Annotated in this window: 22 protein-coding genes, 1 tRNA gene and 1 pseudogene; 17 read left to right on the top strand and 7 right to left on the bottom strand. The window is 72.9% G+C overall.

Annotated elements, in window-relative coordinates:
• Nucleotides 1-21: 21 nt before the first annotated feature.
• Together QPK52_RS11990 and QPK52_RS11985 are read left to right on the top strand one after the other, a co-directional pair.
• On the top strand, nucleotides 22-1,284 hold the full coding sequence (locus QPK52_RS11990) for an RNA polymerase sigma factor (RefSeq protein ID WP_410537450.1): 1,263 nt from the start codon (nucleotides 22-24) through the stop codon (nucleotides 1,282-1,284).
• A gap of 17 nt (nucleotides 1,285-1,301) precedes the next feature.
• Nucleotides 1,302-1,481, top strand: a pseudogene (locus tag QPK52_RS11985) (hypothetical protein); the annotation flags it as partial.
• 165 nt (nucleotides 1,482-1,646) lie between these two features.
• On the opposite strand, the gene QPK52_RS11980 reads toward QPK52_RS11985, so the two are convergent.
• Nucleotides 1,647-2,816 (bottom strand): zinc-dependent alcohol dehydrogenase, encoded by a 1,170-nt coding sequence (locus tag QPK52_RS11980; protein WP_410537449.1) that lies wholly within the window; start codon nucleotides 2,814-2,816, stop codon nucleotides 1,647-1,649.
• Nucleotides 2,813-3,289 carry a hypothetical protein gene (locus QPK52_RS11975; protein ID WP_410537448.1) on the bottom strand — a complete coding sequence of 159 codons (477 nt, stop codon included), beginning with the start codon at nucleotides 3,287-3,289 and terminating at the stop codon, nucleotides 2,813-2,815. Before QPK52_RS11975 ends, QPK52_RS11980 begins: the two co-directional genes overlap by 4 nt.
• Nucleotides 3,290-3,483: 194 nt before the next feature.
• Here QPK52_RS11975 and QPK52_RS11970 point away from each other — a divergent pair, with 194 nt between their 5' ends.
• The 12 genes from QPK52_RS11970 (at nucleotide 3,484) to QPK52_RS11915 (ending at nucleotide 14,738) form a co-directional block, all read left to right on the top strand.
• On the top strand, nucleotides 3,484-3,648 hold the full coding sequence (locus QPK52_RS11970) for a hypothetical protein (protein ID WP_410537447.1): 165 nt from the start codon (nucleotides 3,484-3,486) through the stop codon (nucleotides 3,646-3,648).
• Nucleotides 3,649-3,853: 205 nt separating this feature from the next.
• Nucleotides 3,854-5,125, top strand: coding sequence for an aspartate kinase (locus QPK52_RS11965; protein ID WP_093657369.1), 1,272 nt, complete (start codon nucleotides 3,854-3,856; stop codon nucleotides 5,123-5,125).
• Nucleotides 5,122-6,216 carry an aspartate-semialdehyde dehydrogenase gene (locus QPK52_RS11960; protein ID WP_410537446.1) on the top strand — a complete coding sequence of 365 codons (1,095 nt, stop codon included), beginning with the start codon at nucleotides 5,122-5,124 and terminating at the stop codon, nucleotides 6,214-6,216. Before QPK52_RS11965 ends, QPK52_RS11960 begins: the two co-directional genes overlap by 4 nt.
• 549 nt (nucleotides 6,217-6,765) lie before the next feature.
• Nucleotides 6,766-7,356 carry a SigE family RNA polymerase sigma factor gene (locus QPK52_RS11955; RefSeq protein WP_093657373.1) on the top strand — a complete coding sequence of 197 codons (591 nt, stop codon included), beginning with the start codon at nucleotides 6,766-6,768 and terminating at the stop codon, nucleotides 7,354-7,356.
• Nucleotides 7,353-8,816: a hypothetical protein gene (locus tag QPK52_RS11950; RefSeq protein ID WP_410537445.1), complete on the top strand. Its 1,464-nt coding sequence runs from the start codon at nucleotides 7,353-7,355 to the stop codon at nucleotides 8,814-8,816. The genes QPK52_RS11955 and QPK52_RS11950 overlap by 4 nt, the downstream gene beginning before the upstream one ends.
• A gap of 113 nt (nucleotides 8,817-8,929) precedes the next feature.
• Nucleotides 8,930-9,808 (top strand): SURF1 family protein, encoded by an 879-nt coding sequence (locus tag QPK52_RS11945; RefSeq protein ID WP_410537444.1) that lies wholly within the window; start codon nucleotides 8,930-8,932, stop codon nucleotides 9,806-9,808.
• 1 nt (nucleotide 9,809) lies between these two features.
• Nucleotides 9,810-9,977 (top strand): hypothetical protein, encoded by a 168-nt coding sequence (locus QPK52_RS11940; RefSeq protein WP_410537442.1) that lies wholly within the window; start codon nucleotides 9,810-9,812, stop codon nucleotides 9,975-9,977.
• A gap of 296 nt (nucleotides 9,978-10,273) precedes the next feature.
• Nucleotides 10,274-11,962, top strand: coding sequence for a sensor histidine kinase (locus tag QPK52_RS11935; protein ID WP_410537441.1), 1,689 nt, complete (start codon nucleotides 10,274-10,276; stop codon nucleotides 11,960-11,962).
• Nucleotides 11,963-12,087: 125 nt separating this feature from the next.
• Entirely contained in the window at nucleotides 12,088-12,507 is a 420-nt protein-coding gene (locus QPK52_RS11930; protein ID WP_093657819.1) for a roadblock/LC7 domain-containing protein, read from the top strand.
• Nucleotides 12,504-12,863 carry a DUF742 domain-containing protein gene (locus tag QPK52_RS11925; RefSeq protein WP_093657386.1) on the top strand — a complete coding sequence of 120 codons (360 nt, stop codon included), beginning with the start codon at nucleotides 12,504-12,506 and terminating at the stop codon, nucleotides 12,861-12,863. Before QPK52_RS11930 ends, QPK52_RS11925 begins: the two co-directional genes overlap by 4 nt.
• Complete coding sequence (locus tag QPK52_RS11920) at nucleotides 12,844-13,458, top strand: GTP-binding protein (protein WP_410537440.1); 615 nt, start codon at nucleotides 12,844-12,846, stop codon at nucleotides 13,456-13,458. Before QPK52_RS11925 ends, QPK52_RS11920 begins: the two co-directional genes overlap by 20 nt.
• Nucleotides 13,455-14,738: a cytochrome P450 gene (locus QPK52_RS11915; protein ID WP_410537439.1), complete on the top strand. Its 1,284-nt coding sequence runs from the start codon at nucleotides 13,455-13,457 to the stop codon at nucleotides 14,736-14,738. The genes QPK52_RS11920 and QPK52_RS11915 overlap by 4 nt, the downstream gene beginning before the upstream one ends.
• Before the next feature lie 164 nt (nucleotides 14,739-14,902).
• On the opposite strand, the gene QPK52_RS11910 is transcribed toward QPK52_RS11915, so the two are convergent.
• Both QPK52_RS11910 and QPK52_RS11905 read right to left on the bottom strand, forming a co-directional pair.
• The gene (locus QPK52_RS11910; protein WP_410537438.1) at nucleotides 14,903-16,123 is read right to left on the bottom strand and encodes a cytochrome P450; all 1,221 of its coding nucleotides are present in this window, start codon (nucleotides 16,121-16,123) and stop codon (nucleotides 14,903-14,905) included.
• Nucleotides 16,124-16,384: 261 nt separating this feature from the next.
• On the bottom strand, nucleotides 16,385-17,404 hold the full coding sequence (locus QPK52_RS11905; protein WP_410537437.1) for a helix-turn-helix domain-containing protein: 1,020 nt from the start codon (nucleotides 17,402-17,404) through the stop codon (nucleotides 16,385-16,387).
• 240 nt (nucleotides 17,405-17,644) lie between these two features.
• Between QPK52_RS11905 and QPK52_RS11900 the strand changes: the two genes are divergently transcribed.
• Complete coding sequence (locus tag QPK52_RS11900) at nucleotides 17,645-18,013, top strand: peptidase inhibitor family I36 protein (protein ID WP_410537436.1); 369 nt, start codon at nucleotides 17,645-17,647, stop codon at nucleotides 18,011-18,013.
• Between the two features lie 159 nt (nucleotides 18,014-18,172).
• Nucleotides 18,173-19,102 (top strand): hypothetical protein, encoded by a 930-nt coding sequence (locus QPK52_RS11895; RefSeq protein ID WP_410537435.1) that lies wholly within the window; start codon nucleotides 18,173-18,175, stop codon nucleotides 19,100-19,102.
• A 26-nt stretch (nucleotides 19,103-19,128) separates the two neighbouring features.
• On the opposite strand, the gene QPK52_RS11890 is transcribed toward QPK52_RS11895, so the two are convergent.
• Nucleotides 19,129-20,100 (bottom strand): DMT family transporter, encoded by a 972-nt coding sequence (locus QPK52_RS11890; protein ID WP_410537433.1) that lies wholly within the window; start codon nucleotides 20,098-20,100, stop codon nucleotides 19,129-19,131.
• A gap of 157 nt (nucleotides 20,101-20,257) precedes the next feature.
• On the opposite strand from QPK52_RS11890, the gene QPK52_RS11885 reads away from it, so the two are divergent.
• Complete coding sequence (locus QPK52_RS11885) at nucleotides 20,258-21,172, top strand: LysR family transcriptional regulator (RefSeq protein ID WP_410537432.1); 915 nt, start codon at nucleotides 20,258-20,260, stop codon at nucleotides 21,170-21,172.
• Nucleotides 21,173-21,513: 341 nt separating this feature from the next.
• Here the strand turns inward: QPK52_RS11885 and QPK52_RS11880 are convergent.
• Nucleotides 21,514-21,587 (bottom strand) — tRNA-Pro (locus QPK52_RS11880).
• A gap of 96 nt (nucleotides 21,588-21,683) precedes the next feature.
• Nucleotides 21,684-22,625: a metallophosphoesterase gene (locus QPK52_RS11875; protein WP_093657444.1), complete on the bottom strand. Its 942-nt coding sequence runs from the start codon at nucleotides 22,623-22,625 to the stop codon at nucleotides 21,684-21,686.
• Nucleotides 22,626-22,769 lie beyond the last annotated feature (144 nt).

Raw genomic sequence — 22,769 nt, 5'->3', positions numbered from 1 at the left:
CGGCTGCTCTGATGGGTGGCTGTGACGGGAACGGACGCGACCACTACGGCCGCCGGTACGACGGCCGAGACGGTCGAGACGGTGTTCAGGATCGAGTCCGCGCGGATCATCGCCGCCGTGGCCCGCGTCGTGCGGGACGTCGGACTGGCCGAGGAGATCGCGCAGGACGCCCTGGTGGCGGCGTTGGAGCAGTGGCCGGAGTCAGGCGTGCCGGAGCGGCCGGGCGCCTGGCTCACGGCCATCGCCAAGCGGCGCGCGATCGACCTCGTGCGCCGCAGGGAGACGTACGCGCGCAAGCTGGCCGAGGTCGGGCGGACGCTGGAGGACGCCCCGCCGCCGCCCGAGCCCGCCGATCCGGACGACATCGACGACGACCTGCTGCGGCTGGTCTTCACCGCCTGCCACCCCGTCCTCTCCGCGGAGGCCCGTACCGCCCTCACGCTGCGGCTGCTGGGCGGGCTGACGACGCAGGAGATCGCCCGCGCGTTCCTGACCTCCGAGGCGACCGTCGCCCAGCGGATCGTGCGCGCCAAGCGGAAGCTGGCCGCGGCGGGGGTGCCCTTCGAGGCGCCGTACGGCGACGAGCGGGCCGGGCGGCTGCCGTCCGTGCTGGAGGTCGTCTACCTGGTCTTCAACGAGGGCTACTCGGCGACGGCCGGCGACGACCTGTGCCGCCCGGCGCTGTGCGAGGACGCGCTGCGCCTGGCCCGTGTGCTGGAGGGGCTGATGCCGGAGGAGCCCGAGGTGCACGGACTGGCGGCGCTGCTGGAGCTCCAGGCGTCCCGCATCCCGGCGCGTACGGGCCCGGGTGGCGAGCCGGTGCTGCTCGCCGACCAGAACCGCGCCAAGTGGAACCGCATGCTGATCCTCCGGGGCCTGGAGGCCCTGCGGCGCGCGGGGAGCGGCCCGTACGGCCCGTACTGCCTCCAGGCGGCGATCGCCGCCTGCCACGCGCGGGCGGCGCGGTACGAGGACACGGACTGGGCGATGATCGCCGCGCTGTACGGGCGGCTGGCGGTGCTGACGCCCTCGCCGGTGGTGGAGCTGAACCGGGCGGTGGCCGTCTCCATGGCCGAGGGGCCCGAGGCCGGTCTGAGGCTGGTGGACTCCCTCACCGGTGAGCCCGCCCTGCGCGGCTACCACCTGCTGCCCAGCGTCCGGGGCGACCTGCTGGAGCGCCTGGGGCGCGGGGAGGAGGCGCGCGCGGAGTTCGAACGCGCCGCGTCCCTGACGCACAACGAGCGTGAACGCGAACTGCTGCTGGGGCGCGCCCGGCGCTCGTGACCCGAGACCCGGGGGGCATGGGCGTGTGCGCGGAAAGTCCACCGGGAGAGCGGGAGTCGCGCCGGGGCGAGTGGGCCGAGCCCGACGGCGTGCTGATGACCGTCGAGGTCACCTCGTACGATCCGGACACCGACCGGCGCGACCGGGTGGAGAAGTGGAACGGCTATGCGGAGGCAGGCATCTCCGTCCACCTCCCCGTCGACCGCGACGACCGCAGCGCCACCGTGTACTCCGAGCCGGAGGGCGGCACGCACCGGAGCGGCCGTACGCGGCCGTACGGGCCGTGGTGGAGATCCCCGATCCGGTCGGGACCACGCTGCGGACGGAGAAGCTCGAGGACTGCGCCTGACGTGCCCGGCGGGCTACGGGTGGAAGACCGCGCGTACGCAGCCGTCCTTCTTGTGCTTGAACATGTCGTAGCCCTTGGCCGCCCGGTCCAGGGACATGGTGTGGGTGGCCAGGTGCGCGGTGCTGATCTCACCGGCGGCGATGCGCTCCAGCAGCATCGGGATGTAGCGCTGGCCGTGCATCTGCGCGCCGCGCAGCGTCAGCCCCTTGTTGACGACCATGCCGAGCGGGAACTTGTCGACCGCTCCGGCGAAGACGCCCAGCACGAAGACCGTGCCGCCCTTGCGGCAGGCGTGGATGGCCTGGCGCACGGCGGTGGGGCGGTCGGTCTGGAGGCGGAGCTGGTGCTTGGCCTGGTCGTACAGGTAACCGGGGCCGCTGCTGTGGGCCTCCATGCCGACGGCCTCGATGCACACGTCCGGGCCCCGGCCGCCGGTGCGCTCGCGCAGCTCGGCGGCGACGTCGGTGGAGGTGTAGTCGATGGTCTCGGCTCCGATGTACGTCTCGGTCATCGCCAGCCGCTCGGGGATCCGGTCGATGCAGATGACGCGTTCGGCGCCCTTGAGCAGGGACGCCCGCGCCGCCATCTGGCCGACCGCGCCGCAGCCCCACACCGCCACCACGTCGCCGGGCTTCACCCCGCCGAGGTCGGCGCCCATCCAGCCGGTGGGCACGGAGTCGGAGGCGAACAGCGCGCTGAGGTCGTCGACGCCCTCGGGGACGGAGAAGGCCCCGTAGTCGGCGAAGGGGACGCGCACGTACTCGGCGTGGCTGCCGCGGATGCCGCCCATGGCGTGCGAGTAGCCGAAGATCCCGGCGGTCTCGTAGCCGAAGAGGGCCTGGCCGATGCCGGGGTTGGTGTTGGTGTTGTCGCACAGCGACCACATGTCGTTCCGGCAGTACCAGCAGCGGCCGCAGCCGATGAAGGAGCACACCACGACCCGGTCGCCGACCCTGTGGCGGCGCACCCCGGAACCGGTCTCGACCACCTCGCCGACGAACTCGTGCCCGATCACGTCACCGGGCTGCATGGCGGGGATGTAGCCGCCGATGATGTGCAGGTCGGAGCCGCAGGTGGTGCTCAGCAGCAGCCGTACGACGATGTCCTGGTCGTTGCGGATCTCCGGTTCGGGGATCTGCTCGACCGACAGCTTGTTGACGCCTTCCCAGCACAGAGCCCTCACAGCACTCCCTCCCCGCCCGCTCGCCTGGAGGCCAGTCCGACGACCTTGCCTCCGACCGTGTCGCCGCGTCCGGTCGGCGGCGCGTCCGGCAGCATCACCTCACCGGCCTCCAGCAGGGATTTGGCCTCGCGCAGCGCGCGCCGCACCCCCTGGCGCGGGTCCTTCCCCGCGAGCCGGGACGGCAGTGAGGTGGAGGCGGGCGACGCGGGTTCGCGCAGCCGGGCGGCCAGCTCGGTGCCGCGGTCGCCGGGGGCGGGCCGCACGGTGATCTCCAGCGCGTCGCCGAACTCGTCCAGAGGGCTGGGCGGGTCGCCGTGGGGCATCACATCGGTCGGCGCGCGGTCGATGGTCACGACCATCCAGCGCTCGCCGTCCTCCCGCGCCCTGCGCCGTGCGGACACGGCCTTGCGCAGGACCGCCGCGCCCGCTCCGGCGCCCGCGAGGGCCAGCGCCGTGCGTGCCAGTTGGTTCATAGCCTTCCGCCTCCCGCTCCGTCTGCCGTCGTTGCCGTCGTTGCCGTCGTTGCCGGGCTGTCCGGAGTACCCCCGGACGGCGGCGGCCATGCGCGGGCCGGACCGGGTCGGCCGGGCGGGCCGGTGTTCACCCGTACGAGTGAAGGTCGGGCAGCGGCTCGTCCGTGCCGCCGTGACCGGTGAGGATCCCGTTCGTGGAGAAGACCCCGGACGGCGGCTGGAGCCCCGTCGTGTACGTCTTCGAGCTGGAGCCCGCCACCCGTACCTGCGCCGTGACCGGCATCCACCACGAGCGGCTGAAAACGGATGTCCCGTTTCCGGTGGATATCGACCTGGCCGCGGTCGCGCGGCGGGTGTGAGCTGCGCAACGTTCCCGTGTGAAGAGGCCGTGAGCGGGCAGGGGTGCCCGCTGAGCCGGTGCGACGTGGCGCCGCGCCGCGCTGCTTGTGGGCGGTACATCTCACGATGTGGTAGGGGCGGGGTCGGAAAGGCCTGCTCGGTAAACTGAAGCGACCGCTGGGTTCCTGTACGGGAGCCCCGGAAGACAGATTACGAGGAGCGCACGTGGGCCTTGTCGTGCAGAAGTACGGCGGCTCCTCCGTTGCCGATGCCGAGGGCATCAAGCGCGTTGCCAAGCGAGTCATCGAAGCCAAGAAGAACGGCCACCAGGTGGTCGTCGTGGTTTCGGCGATGGGCGACACGACGGACGAGCTGATCGATCTCGCCGGAGAGGTGTCCCCGGTCACGTCGGGGCGCGAGTTCGACATGCTGCTGACCGCCGGAGAGCGGATCTCCATGGCCCTGCTGGCCATGGCGATCAAATCCCTCGGCCACGAGGCGCAGTCGTTCACGGGGAGCCAGGCCGGCGTCATCACCGACTCCGTCCACAACAAGGCCCGCATCATCGACGTCACCCCGGGCCGTATCCAGACCGCGCTGGACGAGGGCAACATCGCCATCGTCGCCGGTTTCCAGGGCGTGTCCCAGGACAAGAAGGACATCACCACCCTGGGCCGGGGCGGCTCGGACACCACCGCGGTGGCGCTGGCCGCCGCGCTGAACGCCGAGGTCTGCGAGATCTACACCGACGTCGACGGCGTCTTCACCGCCGACCCGCGGGTCGTGAAGAAGGCCCGCAAGATCGACTGGATCTCGTTCGAGGACATGCTGGAGCTGGCCAGCTCCGGATCCAAGGTGCTGCTGCACCGGTGCGTGGAGTACGCACGCCGTTACAACATCCCGATCCACGTCCGCTCCTCCTTCTCCGGGCTGCGGGGCACGTGGGTCAGCAACCAGCCGCAAGGGGACCAGCCGATGGAGCAGGCGCTCATCTCCGGTGTCGCACACGACACCTCCGAGGCGAAGATCACGGTCGTCGGAGTGCCGGACAAGCCGGGCGAGGCCGCGAAGATCTTCCGGGCCATCGCGGACGCCGAGCTGAACATCGACATGGTGGTGCAGAACGTCTCCGCCGCGTCCACCGGTCTGACCGACATCTCCTTCACCCTGCCCAAGACCGACGGCCGCCGGGCCATCGAGGCGCTGGAGCGGGCGAAGGCCGGCATCGGCTTCGACTCCCTGCGCTACGACGACCAGATCGCCAAGATCTCCCTGGTCGGCGCGGGCATGAAGACCAACCCGGGCGTCACCGCCACCTTCTTCGAGGCGCTGTCGGGCGCCGGGGTCAACATCGAGCTGATCTCGACCTCCGAGATCCGCATCTCGGTCGTCACCCGCAAGGACGACGTCAACGAGGCCGTCCGCGCGGTGCACACCGCGTTCGGCCTGGACAGCGAGAGCGACGAGGCGGTCGTCTACGGGGGCACCGGGCGATGACCCCCGCCGGGGGTTTCCCCCGAGCCCCGATCGGTCGCGCCGACCGGCCCACCCTGGCCGTGGTCGGCGCGACCGGGGCCGTCGGCACCGTGCTGCTGGGGCTGCTGTCGGAGCGCGCGGACGTCTGGGGGGAGATCCGCCTGGTCGCCTCGGAGCGTTCGGCCGGCCGCAAGCTGGCGGTGCGCGGCGAGGAGGTCGAGGTCCTCGCGCTGGGCGAGGAGGTCTTCGACGGCGTGGACGTCGCGATGTTCGACGTGCCCGCCGAGGTCGCGGCCCACTGGGCGCCGGTGGCGGCGGCCCGGGGCGCGGTGGTGGTGGACAACTCCGGCGCGTTCCGGGCGGATCCGGACGTACCGCTGGTCGTCCCCGAGGTCAACGCCCACGCGGCGCGGAACAGGCCCCGCGGCATCGTCGCCGGTCCCGGCTGCGCCACCCTGACGATGATCGTGGCGCTGGGGGCCCTGCACGCGGAGTGGGGCCTGGAGGAGCTGGTCGTCTCCACCTACCAGGCCGTCTCCGAGTCCGGGCGGCGGGGTGTGGAGGCCCTGCGCGAGCAGCTCGCGGCCGTGGCCGGCACCGAGCTGGGCGTCCACCCCGGCGACGTACGGCGCGCGGTGGGCGACACGGGCCCGTACGCGGCGCCGATCGCGCTCAACGTGGTGCCCTTCTCCGGGACGCCGGCCGAGGACGGCTGGACGACCGAGGAGCTGGCCGTCCGCGAGGAGACCCGCAGGGTCCTGGGCCTGCCGGGGCTGCGCGCCACCGCCACCTGTGTGCGCGTACCCGTCGTCACCACCCACTCGGTGTCGGTGCACGCCCGCTTCGAGAGCGAGGTCTCGGTGGGCAAGGCGCACGAGATCCTGGCGAACGCGCCGGGCGTGGTGGTGTGCGACGATCCGGCGGCGGGCGAGTTCCCCACCCCCGCCGACGCGGTCGGCACCGATCCCGTCTGGGCGGGGCGGGTGCGGCGCTCGCCGGACGACCCGCGGGCGCTGGAACTGTTCGTGTGCGGCGACAACCTCCGCAAGGGCGCCGCGCTCAACATGGCGCAGATCGGCGAACTGGTCGCGGCCGAGCGGGCCGAGGACTGACGGGGACCGACGGGACCGCCGAGGACTGACGGGGGTTCACGGTGGTTGGCCGGAAACAGCCGTCGGCCGCGCCGGCCGCGGCGGTTCCGGATGCGGCCCCGCCGCTGCCGAAGGCCCCCGGCGGCCGTCTCGCGGGCTCCGGGCCTGTCCTCCGGCGGGCTCGGGGCGGCGGATGCGCGGGGCGTGCGCCCCGGTGCCGATGGCCGGATCCGGACCCCGGTACCGATTGTGAAGGACCTGTGATGAAGTCATACCTGGTAACCGCTTGATCCGGACCAGCCTTCTGGATGAGGATTTCCCCTCGCATGCCCGGAACCGTGGTCCGGGCGCGGGCGTCTCCCGTTCCACTGCCGGAAGCCGAAGGCGCCTGTTCGGCGGCGGAGAGGAAGAGGTGGTGCGCATGCGGTCGTCCGGCTCGCCGGAAAGAACGACGCTCCACGCGTACAACCCTGACGGGGGGCAGCGTGTCCAACAGGCGTGGCAGAGGCACTCGGAATCGCAACGGCGCCCGTACGGGTCCCCGCGGGCGGCGGCACGCCCGGCAGGGGCATGCCCGTGATCGCTCCCTGGTCGGCGTCCCGTCCCGCACAGCTCCCCTCGCAGGCGAGGGACGCTGACGGCACGATGGCGGCAGGCACCACAGTGGCGGGCACCACCGTCGACCACCTCACCGAGACCTACCAGGCCCACTACCGCTCCCTGCTCGGACTCGCCGCCCTGCTGCTCGACGACACGGCGTCCTGCGAGGACGTGGTGCAGGAGGCGTTCATCCGCGTACACTCGGCGCGCAGGCGGGTGCGGGAGCCGGAGAAGACCCTGGCGTACCTGCGCCAGACCGTCGTCAACCTCTCCCGCTCCACGCTGCGCCGCCGCATCCTGGGGCTGAAGCTGCTCTCCAAGCCGATGCCGGACATGGCCAGCGCGGAGGAGGGCGCGTACGCGCGCATCGAGCAGGACGAGTTGAAGAAGGCGCTGCGCAAGCTCCAGCGCCGCCAGCGGGAGGTACTGGTCCTGCGGTACTTCGCGGACATGACCGAGTCGCAGGTCGCCGAGACGCTCGGCATCTCGCTCGGTTCGGTGAAGGCCTACGGCTCGCGGGGCATCGCCGCCCTGCGGGTCGCGATGGAGGCGCCCGCATGAGCGGCGACGGACGGCACGAGGAACAGCGCGACCCGCAAGGGGGACCCGGAGCCGGACACGGCCCGGGCGGTGAGCGGAAGTCGACGGAGCCGGAGCCGGGCCCTTCCGGCCGGGCTTCCGGCGACCGTGACGAGGGGGAGGGGCGGGGTGGGCGGGAGCCGGACGCGAGCGGCCCGGTGGACGCGAGCGGCCCGGTGGACGGAGACTCGGCGAACGGGGACCGGGCGGGCGAGGATCCGGTGGGCCGGACGGCCGGGCCGGACGCTTCGGCCGATCCGGGCGTCCCGGTGGACCCGGCCGACCTGGACGAGCGCTCGCTGCGGCTGATGCTGCGCGGCGCCGTCGAGGACGTCGCGCCGGCCCCGGACGCCCTCGAACGCCTCCACCACGCCGTACCCGCCCGCCGTGCCCGCCGCAGGCAGCTCGTGGTCGGGACGGCCGCGGCCGCCCTCGTCATCGGTGTGGCCACTCCCGCCCTGGTGCAGAGCGGCGTCATCACCCGGGTTCTGGACGGCAACACCACCAACGCCGCCAGCACCCACGACCGGCAGGAGGGGGCCGGGGCGGGCGGCCAGAGCGGCGACGCCGCGAACCAGGGCGCCGACCAGTACTCCGGAGGCAGTGCGAGGGAGGACGCGGCCGGGTCGCGCAACGGCTCCGGCAGGGACGGCACCGCCTCCCCCGAGACCAGTGACACCCTCGGCCCCACCTCCCCGAGCTGCCTGCGCTCCCAGATCGGCGACGGCGGCTCCACGGTGAGCCCCGCCGACGGGGAAGGCCATGTGTACGGGGCCTTCAGGGTCACGAACACTTCGGACGCCTCCTGCCTCGTGAACGGATCCGACACCGTCACCGCCACCCCGGAGGGCGCCGCCGACCCGACCGGCTTCAGCGTCGTCGCCCACACCTCCGGCGGCAGGGCCTCCAAGCTGCCCGACCCGCAGCTCGAACCCGGGTCGTTCGTCCTGGGGCCGGGCCAGTCGTACCTGGTGCGGTTCGCCTGGGTGCCGCGCGAGGGCGGCGGCACCACCGGCTGCCCGGCGACCCCCGGCCCGGGTCCGACGGCCCCCGGCGACTCCTCCGGCGGCACCGGCACCGGTGGCGGGAGCGGCGGCACGGACTCCTCCGGCGGCACCGGCACCGGAGGCGGGAGCGGCGGCACGGACTCCTCCGGCGGCACCGGCACCGGAGGCGGAAGCGGCGGCATCGGCGGCGGCACGACATCCCCCGACGGCGGCCAGAGCGGTGAGGGCGGCGACACCGTCGAGGAGCCCACCGAGAGCAGCGGCATCAGCCCCCAGTTCGCCTACGACACCGGCGGCACCGGATCGGGCACCGCGGCGGCCTCGGTCGTCCTGCGCTATGTGCCGGCGGCGGGTGAACCGCGCATCGGCAAGATCGAGATCGCCGGGGCCTGCGCCGGGACGGTGTACCGCACCGGTCCCATCCCCGAGGGCTGACGTACGGCGGGCCCGCGCACGGCGGGCCCGCGCACGCGCGGAAGGCGAACGGGCGGCGGCGCGGGGCGGGGGCGAGTGGGCCGTCCCCGGCCCGCCCCCGTACCGTTGAGGGCGTGTACCGGTTCCTGCTGACCCCGCGCTGGTGGGTGATCAACCTCTTCGTGCTGCTGTCGATCCCCGTCTGCCTCCTCATGGGGAGCTGGCAGCTCAGCCGCTTCGAGGACCGCGTGGACTCCCACCAGGCCCGGCAGGAGCGCTCGGCCGAGGGGATCACCGAGGCCGACGCCAGGCCGCTGGACGACCTGCTGCCCCTCACCCAGGAGACCGTCGGGCAGGCCGCCCTGGCCACCGGCCGCTACGACGGCGGCCACGAGTTCCTGGTGCCCGGCCGCCGTCTCGGCGACCGCGAGGGCTTCTACGTGCTGACCCCGCTGCGCACCGGTGACGGCCGGGCCCTGCCCGTCGTACGCGGCTGGCTGCCGGGCGAGGCCGATCCCGCGCGGGTGCCCCCACCGCCGGCCGGCGAGGTGAGCGTCACCGGAGTGCTCCAGGCGCCGGAGAGCCAGAGCTCCCCGGGCGCCGTCGGCGGCGCCCTGCCGCAGGGCCGGATCGGCATCATCAGCGCGGCCACGCTGGTCAACCTGGTGCCCTACGAGGTGCACGACGCGTGGGTCACCGTCCAGCGCGCGCAGAAGCCGATGGAGGCGGTGCCGCCGGTCGCGGCGGCGGGCACCGGGCTGGACCTGAAGGCGTTCCAGAACCTGGGATACACCGCGCAGTGGTTCGTCTTCGCGGGCTTCGTGGTCTTCATGTGGTACCGGTTGTTCCGCCGCGAGACGGAGACCGCCCGCGATCTCGCACTCGGCATCGAGGCGCCCGCCGAGCCGTCCCCGCCCGCCGGACCGTCCTCGTCCGCCGTTCCCTCCCCGGCGCGGGAGGGGACCGCCGCGGCCGGCGCCGGCTCCCCGTCCGGGGAGAGGTCCGCGCCCTGACGTGGATTCCGCCCTCCCTCCACGTCCGAGTCATGACGACGAGGAACGGCGTACGTCCCCCGCGGACGCGGCGCCCGGCGCCGGGCTCGGCACCCGCGCCACCGTGACGGCGTACGGCCCCGGCGGCACCGTCCTGGCCCGCAACGACGCGACCGGCCCCCTGCGGTGACCTCCGTCCCCGGCCGCGTCACGGGGACGGCCGGGGACGGCCCGGGGCCCTGGGCCCGGCGGGCGCCGTGACGGGAGCGGGCTCAGCAGCCGTCGTACCGCCGGCCGCCCTCCTCGCGGACCCACCGCTGCTTCCTGTGGTCGAACCTCGGCTCGGCGCACGCGCTGCGTGATGCATGGTTACTATGACGAAGGCAATCGCACGAGAAGGCAACTCCCCTTCTTCCAGCGGGCTTTCGGCCGTCGTTTGTCTTCCGAACCGCATCACCGCCCCCACACAGCCACAGGGATTGCGCGATGTCAGATCCTGCCGCCTCCGGCCAGCGACGAGTGCCCGGAGGACGCCTCCCCCTCGTCTTACTCGCCGTCTGCCTGACGGCGCTCGTCGCGGGCGGTGCTGCGGGCGCCGCCGCGGCCCCCGACGGCACGCGCCCCTGGGTGCTGGGGGTGGTCGCGGTGGCCGGAGCCGTGGCCGTCGCGGCCTTTCTCGCCGTCCTCCTGACGGTGCGGCGGACGGCCGCCGCCGCCGCGAACGCGGCTGCCGAGGCCGCGGCGCTGCGCGGGCAGGCCGAGTACCGGCAGGCGCACACCGCGCACCTGGCCGACTCCGTGCTGCCGGTGGTCGCCGAGCGGCTGCGGACCGGCGCGCGGGCGGAGGAGGCGCTGACCGGAATGCCCGTTCCGGAGGACCTGCCGCTGCGGCGGCTCCTCCACTCCTTCGCGCACGAGGTCTCCTCCGCCACCGGGCAGCGGCTGTCAGCGCAGGCCGAGCGGGACGAGGCGGTCCGGCAGGCCCGGGCGCTGGCGGAGGGGGTGGACGGCCTTCTCTCCACCGTCCTGCCCGATGCCTTCGCGCGACTGCGCGGCGGCGCCTCGGCGGGCACCACCCTGGCGGGGGTGCCGCGTCCCGAGGACGAGCGGCTGGCCGCCCTGACGGAGTTCGTGATCCGCGAGTACGCGACCAGCGAGCGGCGGTCCGCCGCCGCCCGGACGGCCGGCACCAAGGCCCTCAGCCGGGTGCAGGCGGCGGCCGTGGGCATGCTGGCCGACCTGCGCGAGATGCAGGAGCGCCACGGCGAGGAGGTCTTCGGCGACCTGCTCAGGCTGGACCACAGCACCTCGCAGATCGGACTGCTCACCGACCGCCTGGCCCTGCTGATGGGCGGACGCGCCAGCCGGGCCTGGAACAAGCCGATCGTCATGGAGAGCATCCTGCGCGGCGCGGTGGGACGCATCGCCGCCTACCAGCGGGTCCGCATGCACTGCGCCAGCGGCACCGCGATCGCCGGGTTCGCCGCCGAGGGCGTGATGCACCTGCTCGCCGAGCTCATCGACAACGCGGCGAACTTCTCCCCGCCCATCGACGAGGTCAACGTCTACGTCGAGGAGCGCACCGCGGGCCTCGTGGTCACCATCGAGGACAGCGGACTGCGCATGTCCGACGCGGCGATGCGCCGCGCGGAGAAGGCCGTCTCCGGCGAGTCGACCGACCTCGCCCACCTCCAGGGCACCCGGCTCGGCCTGGCCGTGGTCGGACTGCTGGCCCGCAAGTACGGCATCTCCGTGAGCTACCGGCCGTCCTCCCGGGGCGGCACCGGTGTGGTGGTCCTGCTGCCGCCGCACCTGCTGGCCCAGCAGCGCGCCGAGGTCCCGCCCGCGACCGCGGTGCCGGGGGCCCGGGCTCCGCGTGAGGTCTCCGCGTCCGGGGCCGGGTCCGCCCTCCCCGCCGCCACCCCGGCCGGTACGGCCGCCGCCGCGCCCGCCCCGCCGGACCCCGCCGGGACCCCGGCCCCCGCGGCCGGGGAAACCGCCCACGGGCTGCCGGTGCGGCCCCGGGGCCGCACCCTGGCCCGGGCCGACCGCGCCCGCGAACAGGCGGCCGACGCCTCCGCCGATCTTCCGCAGCGGAAGCGCCCCGCCCGTGACGCCGGAGCGAGCTTCGGGGCGTTCCACCGCTCCAGGCGCCCCGAGAACCCCTCCGAGTAGGCGCGCCCCTCCGACCCACCCGGGGCGCCCGCCCGACCAGCGGGCGCCCCACCCCAGCGAAGACCGTGAGATTGGAGGCACGGGCCGGTGGCCGGACAGCCGGCCCGAAACGCCCGATGCAGATCATGGAGACCACCGACAACAGCCTGACCTGGCTTCTCGAGAGCCTGCTCAACCGCACTCCCGGGACCCGACACGCCCTGGTGCTCTCCCGCGACGGGCTCAAGCTGTGCTGGAGCAGCAGTCTGACCCTGGACCGGGCCGACCAGCTCGCGGCCATCTCCTCCGGGATGCAGGCCCTGGCGCAGGGAGCCTCCGTGGAGTTCGGCGACGGGAGCGGAGGGGTGCGGCACTCGATGACGGAGTTCCACGGCGGCCTCCTGTTCATCGTCGAGGCCGGGGAGGGCGCCCATCTGGCCGTCGTCGCCGACGACACCGCGGACCCCGGCGTGGTCGGCCACCAGATGGACGAACTGGTCGAGCAGATCGGCGAGCACCTGCGAGCCGAGCCGCGCAAGCCGGCCGAGGGCGGCGTCCCGTCATGATCCGCAAACCCGTCGACATCGGCGACCCCCACCGGCTCTACACCGTCACCGGCGGACGCAGCCGGGGCGAGGAGGCCGGGCTGGACCTGGTCACGCTCATCGTCAGCGAGTGCCGGCCGACGGAGGGCATGCAGTCGGAGCACGTACGGATCCTGGAGCTGTGCGCCCACCCCACCGCGGTGGTCGAGATCGCGGCCGATCTGCGCCTGCCCATCACCGTGGTGAAGATCCTCCTCGGCGACCTGCTGGCCGCCGGACGCATCACCGCACGGAACCCGCGTCCGTCCGCAGCGCACGGCGACGCGCCCGAATCCGCCCTGTTGAAGGAGGTGCTCATTGGACTCCGCAACCTCTGAGGCCCCGGCGCGCACGCCGCTCGCGGACGCCGCCGAGACCGGACTGAAGATCGTCATAGTGGGCGGCTTCGGTGTCGGGAAGACGACGCTGGTCAGATCCGTCAGCGAGATCCGCCCCCTGAACACCGAGGAGGTCATGACCCAGGCCGGCGCGGGGGTGGACGACACCGCCGGCCTGCGGAACAAGACCACCACCACGGTGGCGTTCGACTTCGGCCGGATCAGCCTCAACGAGCAGACCGTGCTCTACCTCTTCGGGGCGCCCGGGCAGGAGCGGTTCTGGTTCCTGTGGGACCGGCTGTTCTCCGGGACGCTCGGCGCGGTGGTGCTGGTGGACACCCGGCGGATGGCCGACTCCTGGTACGCGATCGACCGCCTGGAGCACCACCGGACCCCGTTCGTGGTGGCCGTCAACCGGTTCGACGACGACGCCTCGCGCTTCTCCCTGGACGAGATCCGCCAGGCGCTGGACCTGCCGGAGGACGTGCCGCTGGTCGACTGCGACGCCCGGTTGCGCGAGTCCGGCAAGAACGTGCTGATCACCCTCGTCGACCACCTCTACCAGCAGGCACTGGCACGGGAGATGACCGCATGACCGACCAGCCCGACCAGCCCGCCCAGTCCGCCCAGGAGACAGCCGCCCCGCCCTCCGGCTGCCCCGCGGCCCATCCCGACGCCGTTCCCCTGAGCGGCCTGGAGTACCAGCAGACGCCCTTCCAGCTCTACCGCGCGCTGCGCCGCGACCACGGCACGGTCGCCCCCGTGCTGCTGGAGGGCGGCATCCCCGCCTGGCTGGTGCTCGGATACGCCGAGGTCTCCTACGTCACCAGCCACGACGAGCTGTTCGCCCGGGACTCGCGGCGCTGGAACCAGTGGCCCGCCATCCCCGCCGACTGGCCGCTGCTGCCGTTCGTCGGCTACCAGCCGTCGGTGCTGTTCACCGAGGGCGCCGAGCACCAGCGCCGGGCGGGCGTCATCAGCGCGGCGCTGGAGGAGGTCGACCAGCTGGAGTTCTCCCAGGACTGCCAGGAGATCGCCACGCAGCTCCTCGCCGAGTTCGCGGGCAGCGGGCAGGCGGAGCTGATGTCCGCGTACGCCCACGCCCTGCCGATGCGCGCGGCGGTCCGGATGTGCGGCATGCCGCTCACCGGGTCCGACACCGAGGACCTGGTGGAGGACCTGCGGATGTCCCTGGACGCCTCGGAGGGCGACGACCCGGTCGCCGCCTACGTCCGCGTCCAGGAGCGCATCCAGCGGCTGGTCGCGGAGAAGCGCGCCGATCCCGGCCCGGACGTCACCTCCCGCATGATCGCCGACCCGGCCGGGCTGACCGACGAGGAGATCGTGCAGGACCTGATCTCCGTCATCGCCGCCGCCCAGCAGCCCACCGGCAACTGGATCGGCAACACCCTGCGGCTGCTGCTCACCGACGACCGCTTCGCCGTCAACGTCTCCGGCGGCCGTGTGAGCGTGGGCCAGGCGCTCAACGAGGTGCTGTGGCTGGACACCCCCACGCAGAACTTCATCGGCCGCTGGGCGGTCCGCGACATCCAGCTCGGCGGCCGGCAGATCAGGGCCGGCGACTGCCTGGTGCTGGGACTGGCCGCGGCCAACACCGACCCGCAGATCTGGCCCGAGGGGCATGTGGGGGCGCAGGTCAACTCCGCCCATCTGAGCTTCAGCAACGGCGAGCACCGCTGCCCGTACCCCGCCCCCCAGCTGGCCGACGTCATCGCCCGCACCGCGGTGGAGACGCTGCTGGAACGGCTGCCGGACATCGTCCTGGCGGTGGAACCGGAGGAGCTGACCTGGCGGCCGTCCATCTGGATGCGGGGCCTGACCTCCCTGCCGGTCGCCTTCACCCCCGTGGTGTAGCCCTCTCCGCGGCAACCTTTGCGGCAGCCCCCGCGCCGGGCCGTACGCCGGCCCCGTACGGCCGGCCGTGCCGCAGCCGGAGCCCTCCGCTCCGGCTGCGGCACGGCCGTTTCCGCTGCCGTTCGCCGTTCTCGTTCGCCGCTCCCGCCCTCCGGCTCAGCCGGTCAGGCGGCGGGGGTGAACACCACCGGCACCTCCTTGGGGCCGCGGGTGAACACACCCTGCTCGACGACCTCGGCGCCGTCGGCCAGCCGCATGTCCGGCATGGCGTCCAGCAGCTGGTTGACGCCGGTCTCGACCTCGGCCTTGGCCAGCAGCGCCCCGACGCAGAAGTGCCGGCCCAGCGCGAAGGCCAGGTGGTCGGCTGCGGCGGAGAACGCGGTGGTGGCCGTCAGGTCGTCGCGGAAGATGTCGAAGGAGTCGGGCTCCTTGTAGTGGCCCGGGTCGCGGTTGGCGGCGCCGATCAGGCAGGTGACGGTCGCCCCGGCCGGGATCGTGCCGCCGCTGACCTCCACGTCCTGCGCGGTCTGCCGCATGATCATGTGGACGGGCGGGGTGTAGCGCAGGGTCTCGGCGAACGCCCGGTCGATCAGGGAGCGGTCCTCCCGCACGGCGGCGAACTGCTCGGGGTGGGCCAGCAGATTGGCGAAGATGGCGGCTATCGCCTTGTCGGTGGTCTCCCCGCCGGCGGCCAGCAGCAGACTGCAGAACGCCTTGATGTCCTCGTCGCTCATCCGCACGCCGTCCACCTCGGCGGCGCACAGCGTGGACAGCAGGTCGTCGCCCAGGTTCTCGCGGCGCTGCCGGATGATGGGGATCATGTACTCGGCGAACTCCACCCGGGTGCGCTCGCCGTCCGCGATCACCTCCGGGTCGCCGGAGAGGTTGCCCAGGAAGGCGATCACCGAGGTGTACCAGCGGTGGAACCTGGGGTGGTCGGCCTTGTCCAGGCCCAGCATGTCGGCGATGACGTTGACGGGGAAGCGGGTGGCGTAGGCGTCCACCAGGTCCACCCTGCCGGTGTGGCGGAAGGCGTCGATGAGCTCGCGCGAGTTGCGCTCGATGACCGGCAGGAACTTGTGCTGCAGGTCGCTGCCCCGGAAGGCGGGAGCCACCAGGGCCCGGCGCACCGCGTGCTCGCGGCCGCTGAGCTGGAGGATCGTCTTCCCGTGCACCGGCTCGATCTGCCACTCGTAGTTGTCGGTGGTGAACGACGTTCCGTCCTTGAACGCCCGCTCCACGTCCTCGTACCGGGAGACGATGTAGCTGCGGGTGGCTTCGTGCCAGATCAGCGGCGCGCTCTCGCGCATCACGCGGTAGGCGCTGTAGGGATCGGCGGCGAACTCGGGCGAGAGTATGTCGGGGAACTGCTGCGTACCGGACAAGGCGAGCTCCATCGAAGACGTGACGGGCAGACAGGCTCAGGGTATTGATCATCCGTCGGCTGGAACAGCCTTGCCAAAGCACATGCACATCACATATGCATCGTCAAAATCCTTGCCACAGCGTCGATTTCAAGCCATCAGCCGCCACGCGCGACCGTTGCTTCCCCGAACACGGGACCGTCCGGCGAACCCGGGAAGCGGGGCGGCCCGGCACCTCGCGAGGGCACGGCTCCTCCCGGCGGACCGCCCGTCCGGCGACGGCTACCCGCCCGCCCCCGTCTCCGTGCCGCTCTCCGGCGGTGCGGCCTTGCGGGCCGGCTCGCGTTCGTCGGTGAGCGCGGGCGGCAGAGGCGAGGAACCGCCCTGCGGGGTGCAGACCTCCTTGCCCCCCACCACCCCGCAGGCCCGTGCGGCGGCCGGATAGGGCGCCTCGACCATGGGTGAGTAGGTGTCGTTCTCGTAGGTCACCGAACGCTGGTTGTGCACGCCCTTGGGCCCCTCCACCCTGGCGGTGTCACCGACCTCCGCGTCCGTGATCCGGGCCCAGGCGGCTCGGCACCGCGGGCTGTAGCGCAGTTCGACATAAGTGCGGCCGGACCATGTGGCCGCGGCGGTCCACGCTCCTATGTGGCAGCCCAGCCGCTGCGAATCCTTGTCCCGGCATTCGTACTCCGTACACCCGGGTTCTCTCTCCGCCCCCTGCCGGACCTGTCCGTCCGCGTCATTCCCGCTGAAGAACCAGCCTCCGATCAGTATTCCGGTGACCAGTGCCACGAAAATGAGGGACGCGGAAACCAGCGTCGTTCTCGTCTGGTGCCCCTGAACCGGTGCGGAGGTGTTCTCCGGCGCCGGTATCCCTGTTTCCCCCGAATTCCGGGAGGTGTCGGTCCCGGGCTCTGCCGGGGCGGGTCTTTTCCCGGTCGGCTCTTCTCCGGGCACCGGACTGCCGCGCGGCGGGGTCTCCCCCGGACTCCCGTGCGTCGCCGGTCCGCGGTGCGGGAGCCGGCGCGGGGGCGCCGCTCCCCGGTGCCCCTCCTCCGTCCTCAGCCGCAGGAGAGGCTGCGGAGGGACGCCGACGACCGCCGCGAACTCGGTGATCGCCGTCCTCGGGGGCAGGGACTTGCCGTTGAGGTAGCGCTCCCAGGAGGACCTGCTGTAGGAGGTCCGCTCGGCCAGAGCGCTGATGGTCAGGCCGCTGTGCGTGCGGAGGAAGCGTAACCGCTCCGCCAGGGAGCCGTGTTCCTCGTGGTACTGCTCGCCCTTTTCATGAGTGTCTGTCATGGAATGAGAATTCCCCTTCCCTGGGGGTGGCGCGAGACGGGGAACCCCATTCTTTCCCAGGTCCGGCCGCAGCTCCAACGGGTTGAGAGGTCAGAGGCGTGACGTGTCCCGGGACGTCCCATTCCCGCCCGGGACCTCGTAAGACGCTTCCATGGACGGGAGCGGGGCCCATAGCTTCATTCCGTGCCGCCGGCCGATCGGCCCGGGGGCAATTCCCGGATCACAGGAGAGGAATCACGCATGCGGTTCAGCACTCGGATTGCCGCGGTCGCTTCCACCATCGCCCTCGCGGGCGGCGGAATTCTGGCCACGGCCGGCACCGCGCAGGCGGCGAAGTCGGACTGCCCCAAGACGTACCTGTGCTCGTGGGCCACCACGAACTTCTCGGGCCTCCCCGGCAAGGTGGCCTATGACAACTCCGACCTGCGTCAGTACTACAAGTTCGCCAACTCCCGTTCCATGTACAACAACGGCACGAGCTGCAGCGTGCGCGTCTGGGCGGGGACCAACTACACGGGCTCCTCCACGGTCTTCAAGATCGGCTACCAGCTGCACGACACCTCGAACAGCGTTCTCAAGAACGGTGCCGGCTCGAACCGCTGGTGCTGACCGGTCGCATCCGCCGACCGGACGGCGCCCGGCCCGGCCGCGCAACGGGGCGGCCGGGCCGGGCGCCGCCGGCACCGGGCAACCCGAGCAGCCGGGGGAGCCCGGGCAGCCGAGGGAGCCAGAGGAGTCAGAGGAGCCAGAGGAGCCAGAGGAGGCCGTATGAGGACCCGTATCGGACAAGCCGTGCTCCTGCTCGTCCTGACGGGCGCCACGACCGTCGCCTGCGGCGGCTCCCGTACGCCCGCGGCCGGCCCGCAGACGGACGTCGTGGTCCCCTTCGGGGACTCCGTGCCGGCCCTGACGAACGGCGAGCAGAGCCTGCTGGACCGGACGGAGCGCCGGCTGGTGGACGACTGCATGGCCGGCAAGGGCGTCGGAGTCGAGCCGCTGGATCTCCCGTCACCGCCCGCCGTCAGCCACGAGACGCCCGCCTGGAACCCGTACGGACTGCTCACCGAGGACTACGCCGCCAAGGAGGGCTACGGCATCACCGGTCCGGTGCTCCGGGGTGACCCCTCCCTCCAGGCGGAGCCGGACCGGGACATCGGCGACGACGAGGAGGCGTTCGGGAGGGCGCTGACCGGCACCGAGGAGCACCGCAGGACGGTCCGCCTGCCCACGGGGGAATCCTTCACGGTCAACACCGACGGGTGCCAGTTCCGGGCCGGCGAGGAGCTGTACGGCCGGGACTGGGACCGGCTGATGTACACCTACCAGTTCCTCGCGAACCGGGTCGTCGAGAACGTCGAACGGACCGGGGAGGTCAGGCGGGCCAGGGGACTGTGGGCCTCGTGCATGGCCGATGCCGGGCATCCCGCCTCCGACGGGTCCGCCGCCGCGGAACTGGTCGGCAGGCGGACGGACGCGGCGAAGGCCCGCGCCGCGGACGGGGACGGGGGAGCGCTGCGGTCGGCGGCCGAGTACGAGCTCGCCGTGGCGCGGAACGACGCCCGCTGCCAGCGGGAGAGCGGGCTGTGGAAGGCGGTCTCGGACGCCCAGCGCACGATCGAGCAACCCATGGCCGACAAGTACCGCGAACAGCTGGCCGGTTACGCCAAGGCCCTGGAGAAGGCCAGGCGACGGCTGTGAGGAGCACGTGGCACACCGGCGGGGGGTCATCGCGTGTCCTCCGGGTGGCGGAGGGCGGCCGGGGCGTCGGCGGTCACGTCCCCGGTCACGCCCTCGGTGGCCGGCTTTCCGGCCGTCGCCCCGGTCCGCCGCGTCATCCCGACACCCACGAGGACCACGGCCATGCCGAGCACCACCCGGAGGCTCAGGTGCTCGTCCAGGAGGACCGCGCCGAGGAGGACGGAGACCACGGGCAGCAGGTAGCCGACCACCGCGGCGTTGGTGGCGCCCTCGTCGTTGATGATCCGGTAGGTGAGGTGGAAGGTGACCGCGGTGCAGAGGACACCGAGGACGACGGCCGCGGTCAGGACGGCAGGGCCGGGGTCGATCGCCTCCAGGCCGCCGAACGGCATCACGACGGCGGTCAGTCCGCTCGCGGCGACGAGCTGGGCGGCGGAGAGCGAGATGGTGGGCGTGCCCCTGCCGGCCAGGGTGCGGCCCATGTAGGTGAACGCGACCGCGTAGCTGGCGGCCGCGCCGAGGATGGCGAGCGCCCCCCATCCGACGGCTCCGGCCGACCGCCACGGGGCGAGGATGACGACCGTGCCGGCGAAGCCGAGCAGGAGTCCCGCCAGACGGGCCGGGCGGAGTCCGCGCTCCGAGCCGAGAGCGAGTCCGAGGACGACCGACCAGAGCGGGGTCGTGGCGTTCAGGACTCCGGCGAGACCGGAGTCGACGGTCTGCTGCCCCAGACTGAACAGCGCGAAGGGAAGCGCGTTGCAGAAGAAGGCCGCGACGAGGATGCGGCGCCAGACGGCGGCGCCCCGTGGCATGCGCCGCCCCGTCGCACGGCAGGCGACGGTCAGGACGAGCGCGCCGAGGAAGCAGCGGGCGAACGTGACCTGGAGCGGGGAGAGCCCGCGCAGCGCCAGTTCGATCCACAGGAAGGTCGATCCCCACAGCAGGGCGAGCACGGCCACCCGCAGTCCGCCCCGCAGAGCCCGCGCGCTGCTTCCCACGGCGTTCCTCCGTTTCCCCTGTTCGTCCGGCGCACCGCCCGCCGGCCGGTTCCGTCGTCGGACCGGGGGGTTCGCCCGGTCCCGTCACTTCGACGATGCCCGAGAAGAGTATTCAGAACAATCAAACGTTTCCATGGTGAGCGTTAAGCTGTACTGCATGCTCGATGTGAGGAGACTGCAGGTCCTGCGCGCGGTGGTCACCAGCGGCACGGTCACCGCCGCAGCGGCCCACCTCGGCTACACGCCGTCCGCCGTCAGCCAGCAGGTGGCGGCGCTGGAGAGGCAGGCCGGTACCGCACTGCTCGAACGCGTCGGCCGCGGTGTGCGGCCCACCGCGGCAGGCCTGCTGCTCACCGAGCACGCGGCCCTGATCGGCTCGGCGGTCGCCCGGGCGGAGACCGCCCTCGCCGACCTCCGCGCCGGACGCACCGGCAGCCTGTCGGTCCGTTACTTCGCCACGGCGGGCTCCACGCTGGTGGCTCCGGCCCTGGCCCGGATGCGCGCTGAGTACCCCGGCGTCCGCGTCGACCTCGAACTCACCGACCCGGACGACCCGCTCCAGGAGGTGGCGCGGGGCCGGGCCGACCTGGCCGTGGTCGTACGGGCGGGCGACCGGGGCGGTGACGGCTTCCGGATCGTCCACCTCCTCGACGATCCGTACGCCGCCGTGCTGCCCCTCGGCCATCCGCTCGCGGACAGGGAGACCGTCGGCCTGCACGAACTCGCCGGTGAGCAGTGGGTCGGCAGTGAACCGCCCGGGCCCTGCCTGGAGCCGGTGACCGACTCCTGCGCGGCGGCCGGTTTCAGCCCCGACTTCGCCGTCAGGAGCGAGGACTACGCCACCGCGCAGGGCTTCGTCGCGGCAGGCATCGGCGTCGGCCTGATGCCGGGGCTGGGACTGCGCGTCCGGCATCCCGGCGTCGTCGTACGCCCGGTCCGCAACCCCGAACCGGTCAGGGTGATCTCGGCGGCCGTACGGGAGACCGCCCTCGAACAGCCCGCCCTGCGCGGCCTGCTGAGGGCGCTGCGCGACGCGGCCGCCGGCCGGCCCGGTGGAGCCGCAGCGGACTGACCCGCGGCCCCTTCGGCCCGGATCCGTGTTTCCGTCCCGCCGGACGACCGGGGAACGGGAGCGGCGGATGGGCGCCGGACCGGTCGCCGTGCGCGACCTCACCGAGCCGGAGGTGCTCCGCCCCGCACGAGAAGGACCGTGAATTCGCCCGGGAGCGGCCGGAACAGTTCGCCCGGTGCTTCCCGGGCCCTCCGACGGGGCGCGGCGAGATCACCTTGCGAGGGTCCTCGGGAGTTGTCCGGGAGCCGTCCGGGTTCGACTTCCGAGACGGTTCACGGCCCACAACCGGTCAGGGGTCCGGTCCGCTGAGCGGACCGGACCCCTGACCGGTGTTTCGGCTGTCGGGGTGGCGGGATTTGAACCCACGACCTCTTCGTCCCGAACGAAGCGCGCTGCCAAGCTGCGCCACACCCCGTGTGCAACGAGGACTACTTTAGCCCACGCCCGCGCTCAGGAGAAATCCGGTTTCCCGGGGTGCTGCGGAGGCGTGGCGGAGGTGTGGCGGGCGCGGTCAGGGGCGCTCGATCAGGGTGAGGAGGGTGGCCTCCGGGGGGCAGGCGAACCGGAAGGGGGTGTAGCGGTTGGCGCCGCAGCCCGCCGAGACATGGAGGTAGGAGCGGTGGCCGTCCGCCTCGTGGTGGGACAGTCCGCGGGCCCGGTCGGTGTCCAGGTCGCAGTTGGTGACCAGGGCGCCGTAGAAGGGGACCCGGAGCTGGCCTCCGTGGGTGTGGCCGGCCAGGATCAGCGGATAGCGGTCGGCGGCGAAGGCGTCCAGGACGCGCAGGTACGGGGCGTGGACGACGGCGAGGGGGAAGTCTGCGTCGTGCTCGGGGCCGCCGGCCACCTCGTCGTAGCGGTCGCGCTTGATGTGCGGGTCGTCCAGACCGGTGAGGGCGATCTCCTCGCCGCCGTCGAGCTTGATGCGGCCCCGGGTGTTGGACAGGCCGACCCAGCCCGCCGAGTCGAAGGCGTCGCGCATCCCCTCCCACGGGTTGTGGACGGCGCCGACGACCGGAGGGTTGCCGTTGAGGCCGTGGCGGCCGCTGGCCTTCTCCATCAGGTAGCGGGCGGGGTTGCGCAGCCGGGGGCCGTAGTAGTCGTTGGAGCCGAACACGTACGCGCCGGGGAACTCCATCAGCGGGCCGAGCGCGTCCAGGACCTCGGGGACGGCCTCCGGGTCGGAGAGGTTGTCGCCGGTGTTGATCACGAAGTCGGGGCGCAGCCCGGCCAGGGACTGGAGCCAGCGCTGCTTCTTGCGCTGGCCGCCGACCATGTGGATGTCGGAGACCTGGAGTACGCGCAGCGGCCGCATCCCGCGCGGCAGTACGGGCACCGTGACGCGCCTGAGGCGGAATGAGCGGGCCTCGATGCCCGCCGAGTAGGCCAGGCAGGCCGCGCCGACCGCCGTGACGCCGAGGGGGATTCTGAGGGAGAGCGGGTATCGCGCACGCATGGGCCCATCGTCGCAGACACGCGGGCGGGGTGCGGACGCACGGGTGGCGGGTTCAGGTCCGGCAATGGAACGGGCCCGGCGAAGGGAACGGATCCGGGCCGGGGACCGTGCCAGGAGTGGCGGAGGGGGCGGGGAGGGGACGGC

It is taken from the genome of Streptomyces sp. KL2 (assembly GCF_046529545.1).
In the GTDB taxonomy this organism is placed as follows: domain Bacteria; phylum Actinomycetota; class Actinomycetes; order Streptomycetales; family Streptomycetaceae; genus Streptomyces; species Streptomyces radiopugnans.
Note: the sequence above shows the minus strand (reverse complement) of the source record. Positions and strands in the feature narration are given on the sequence as shown.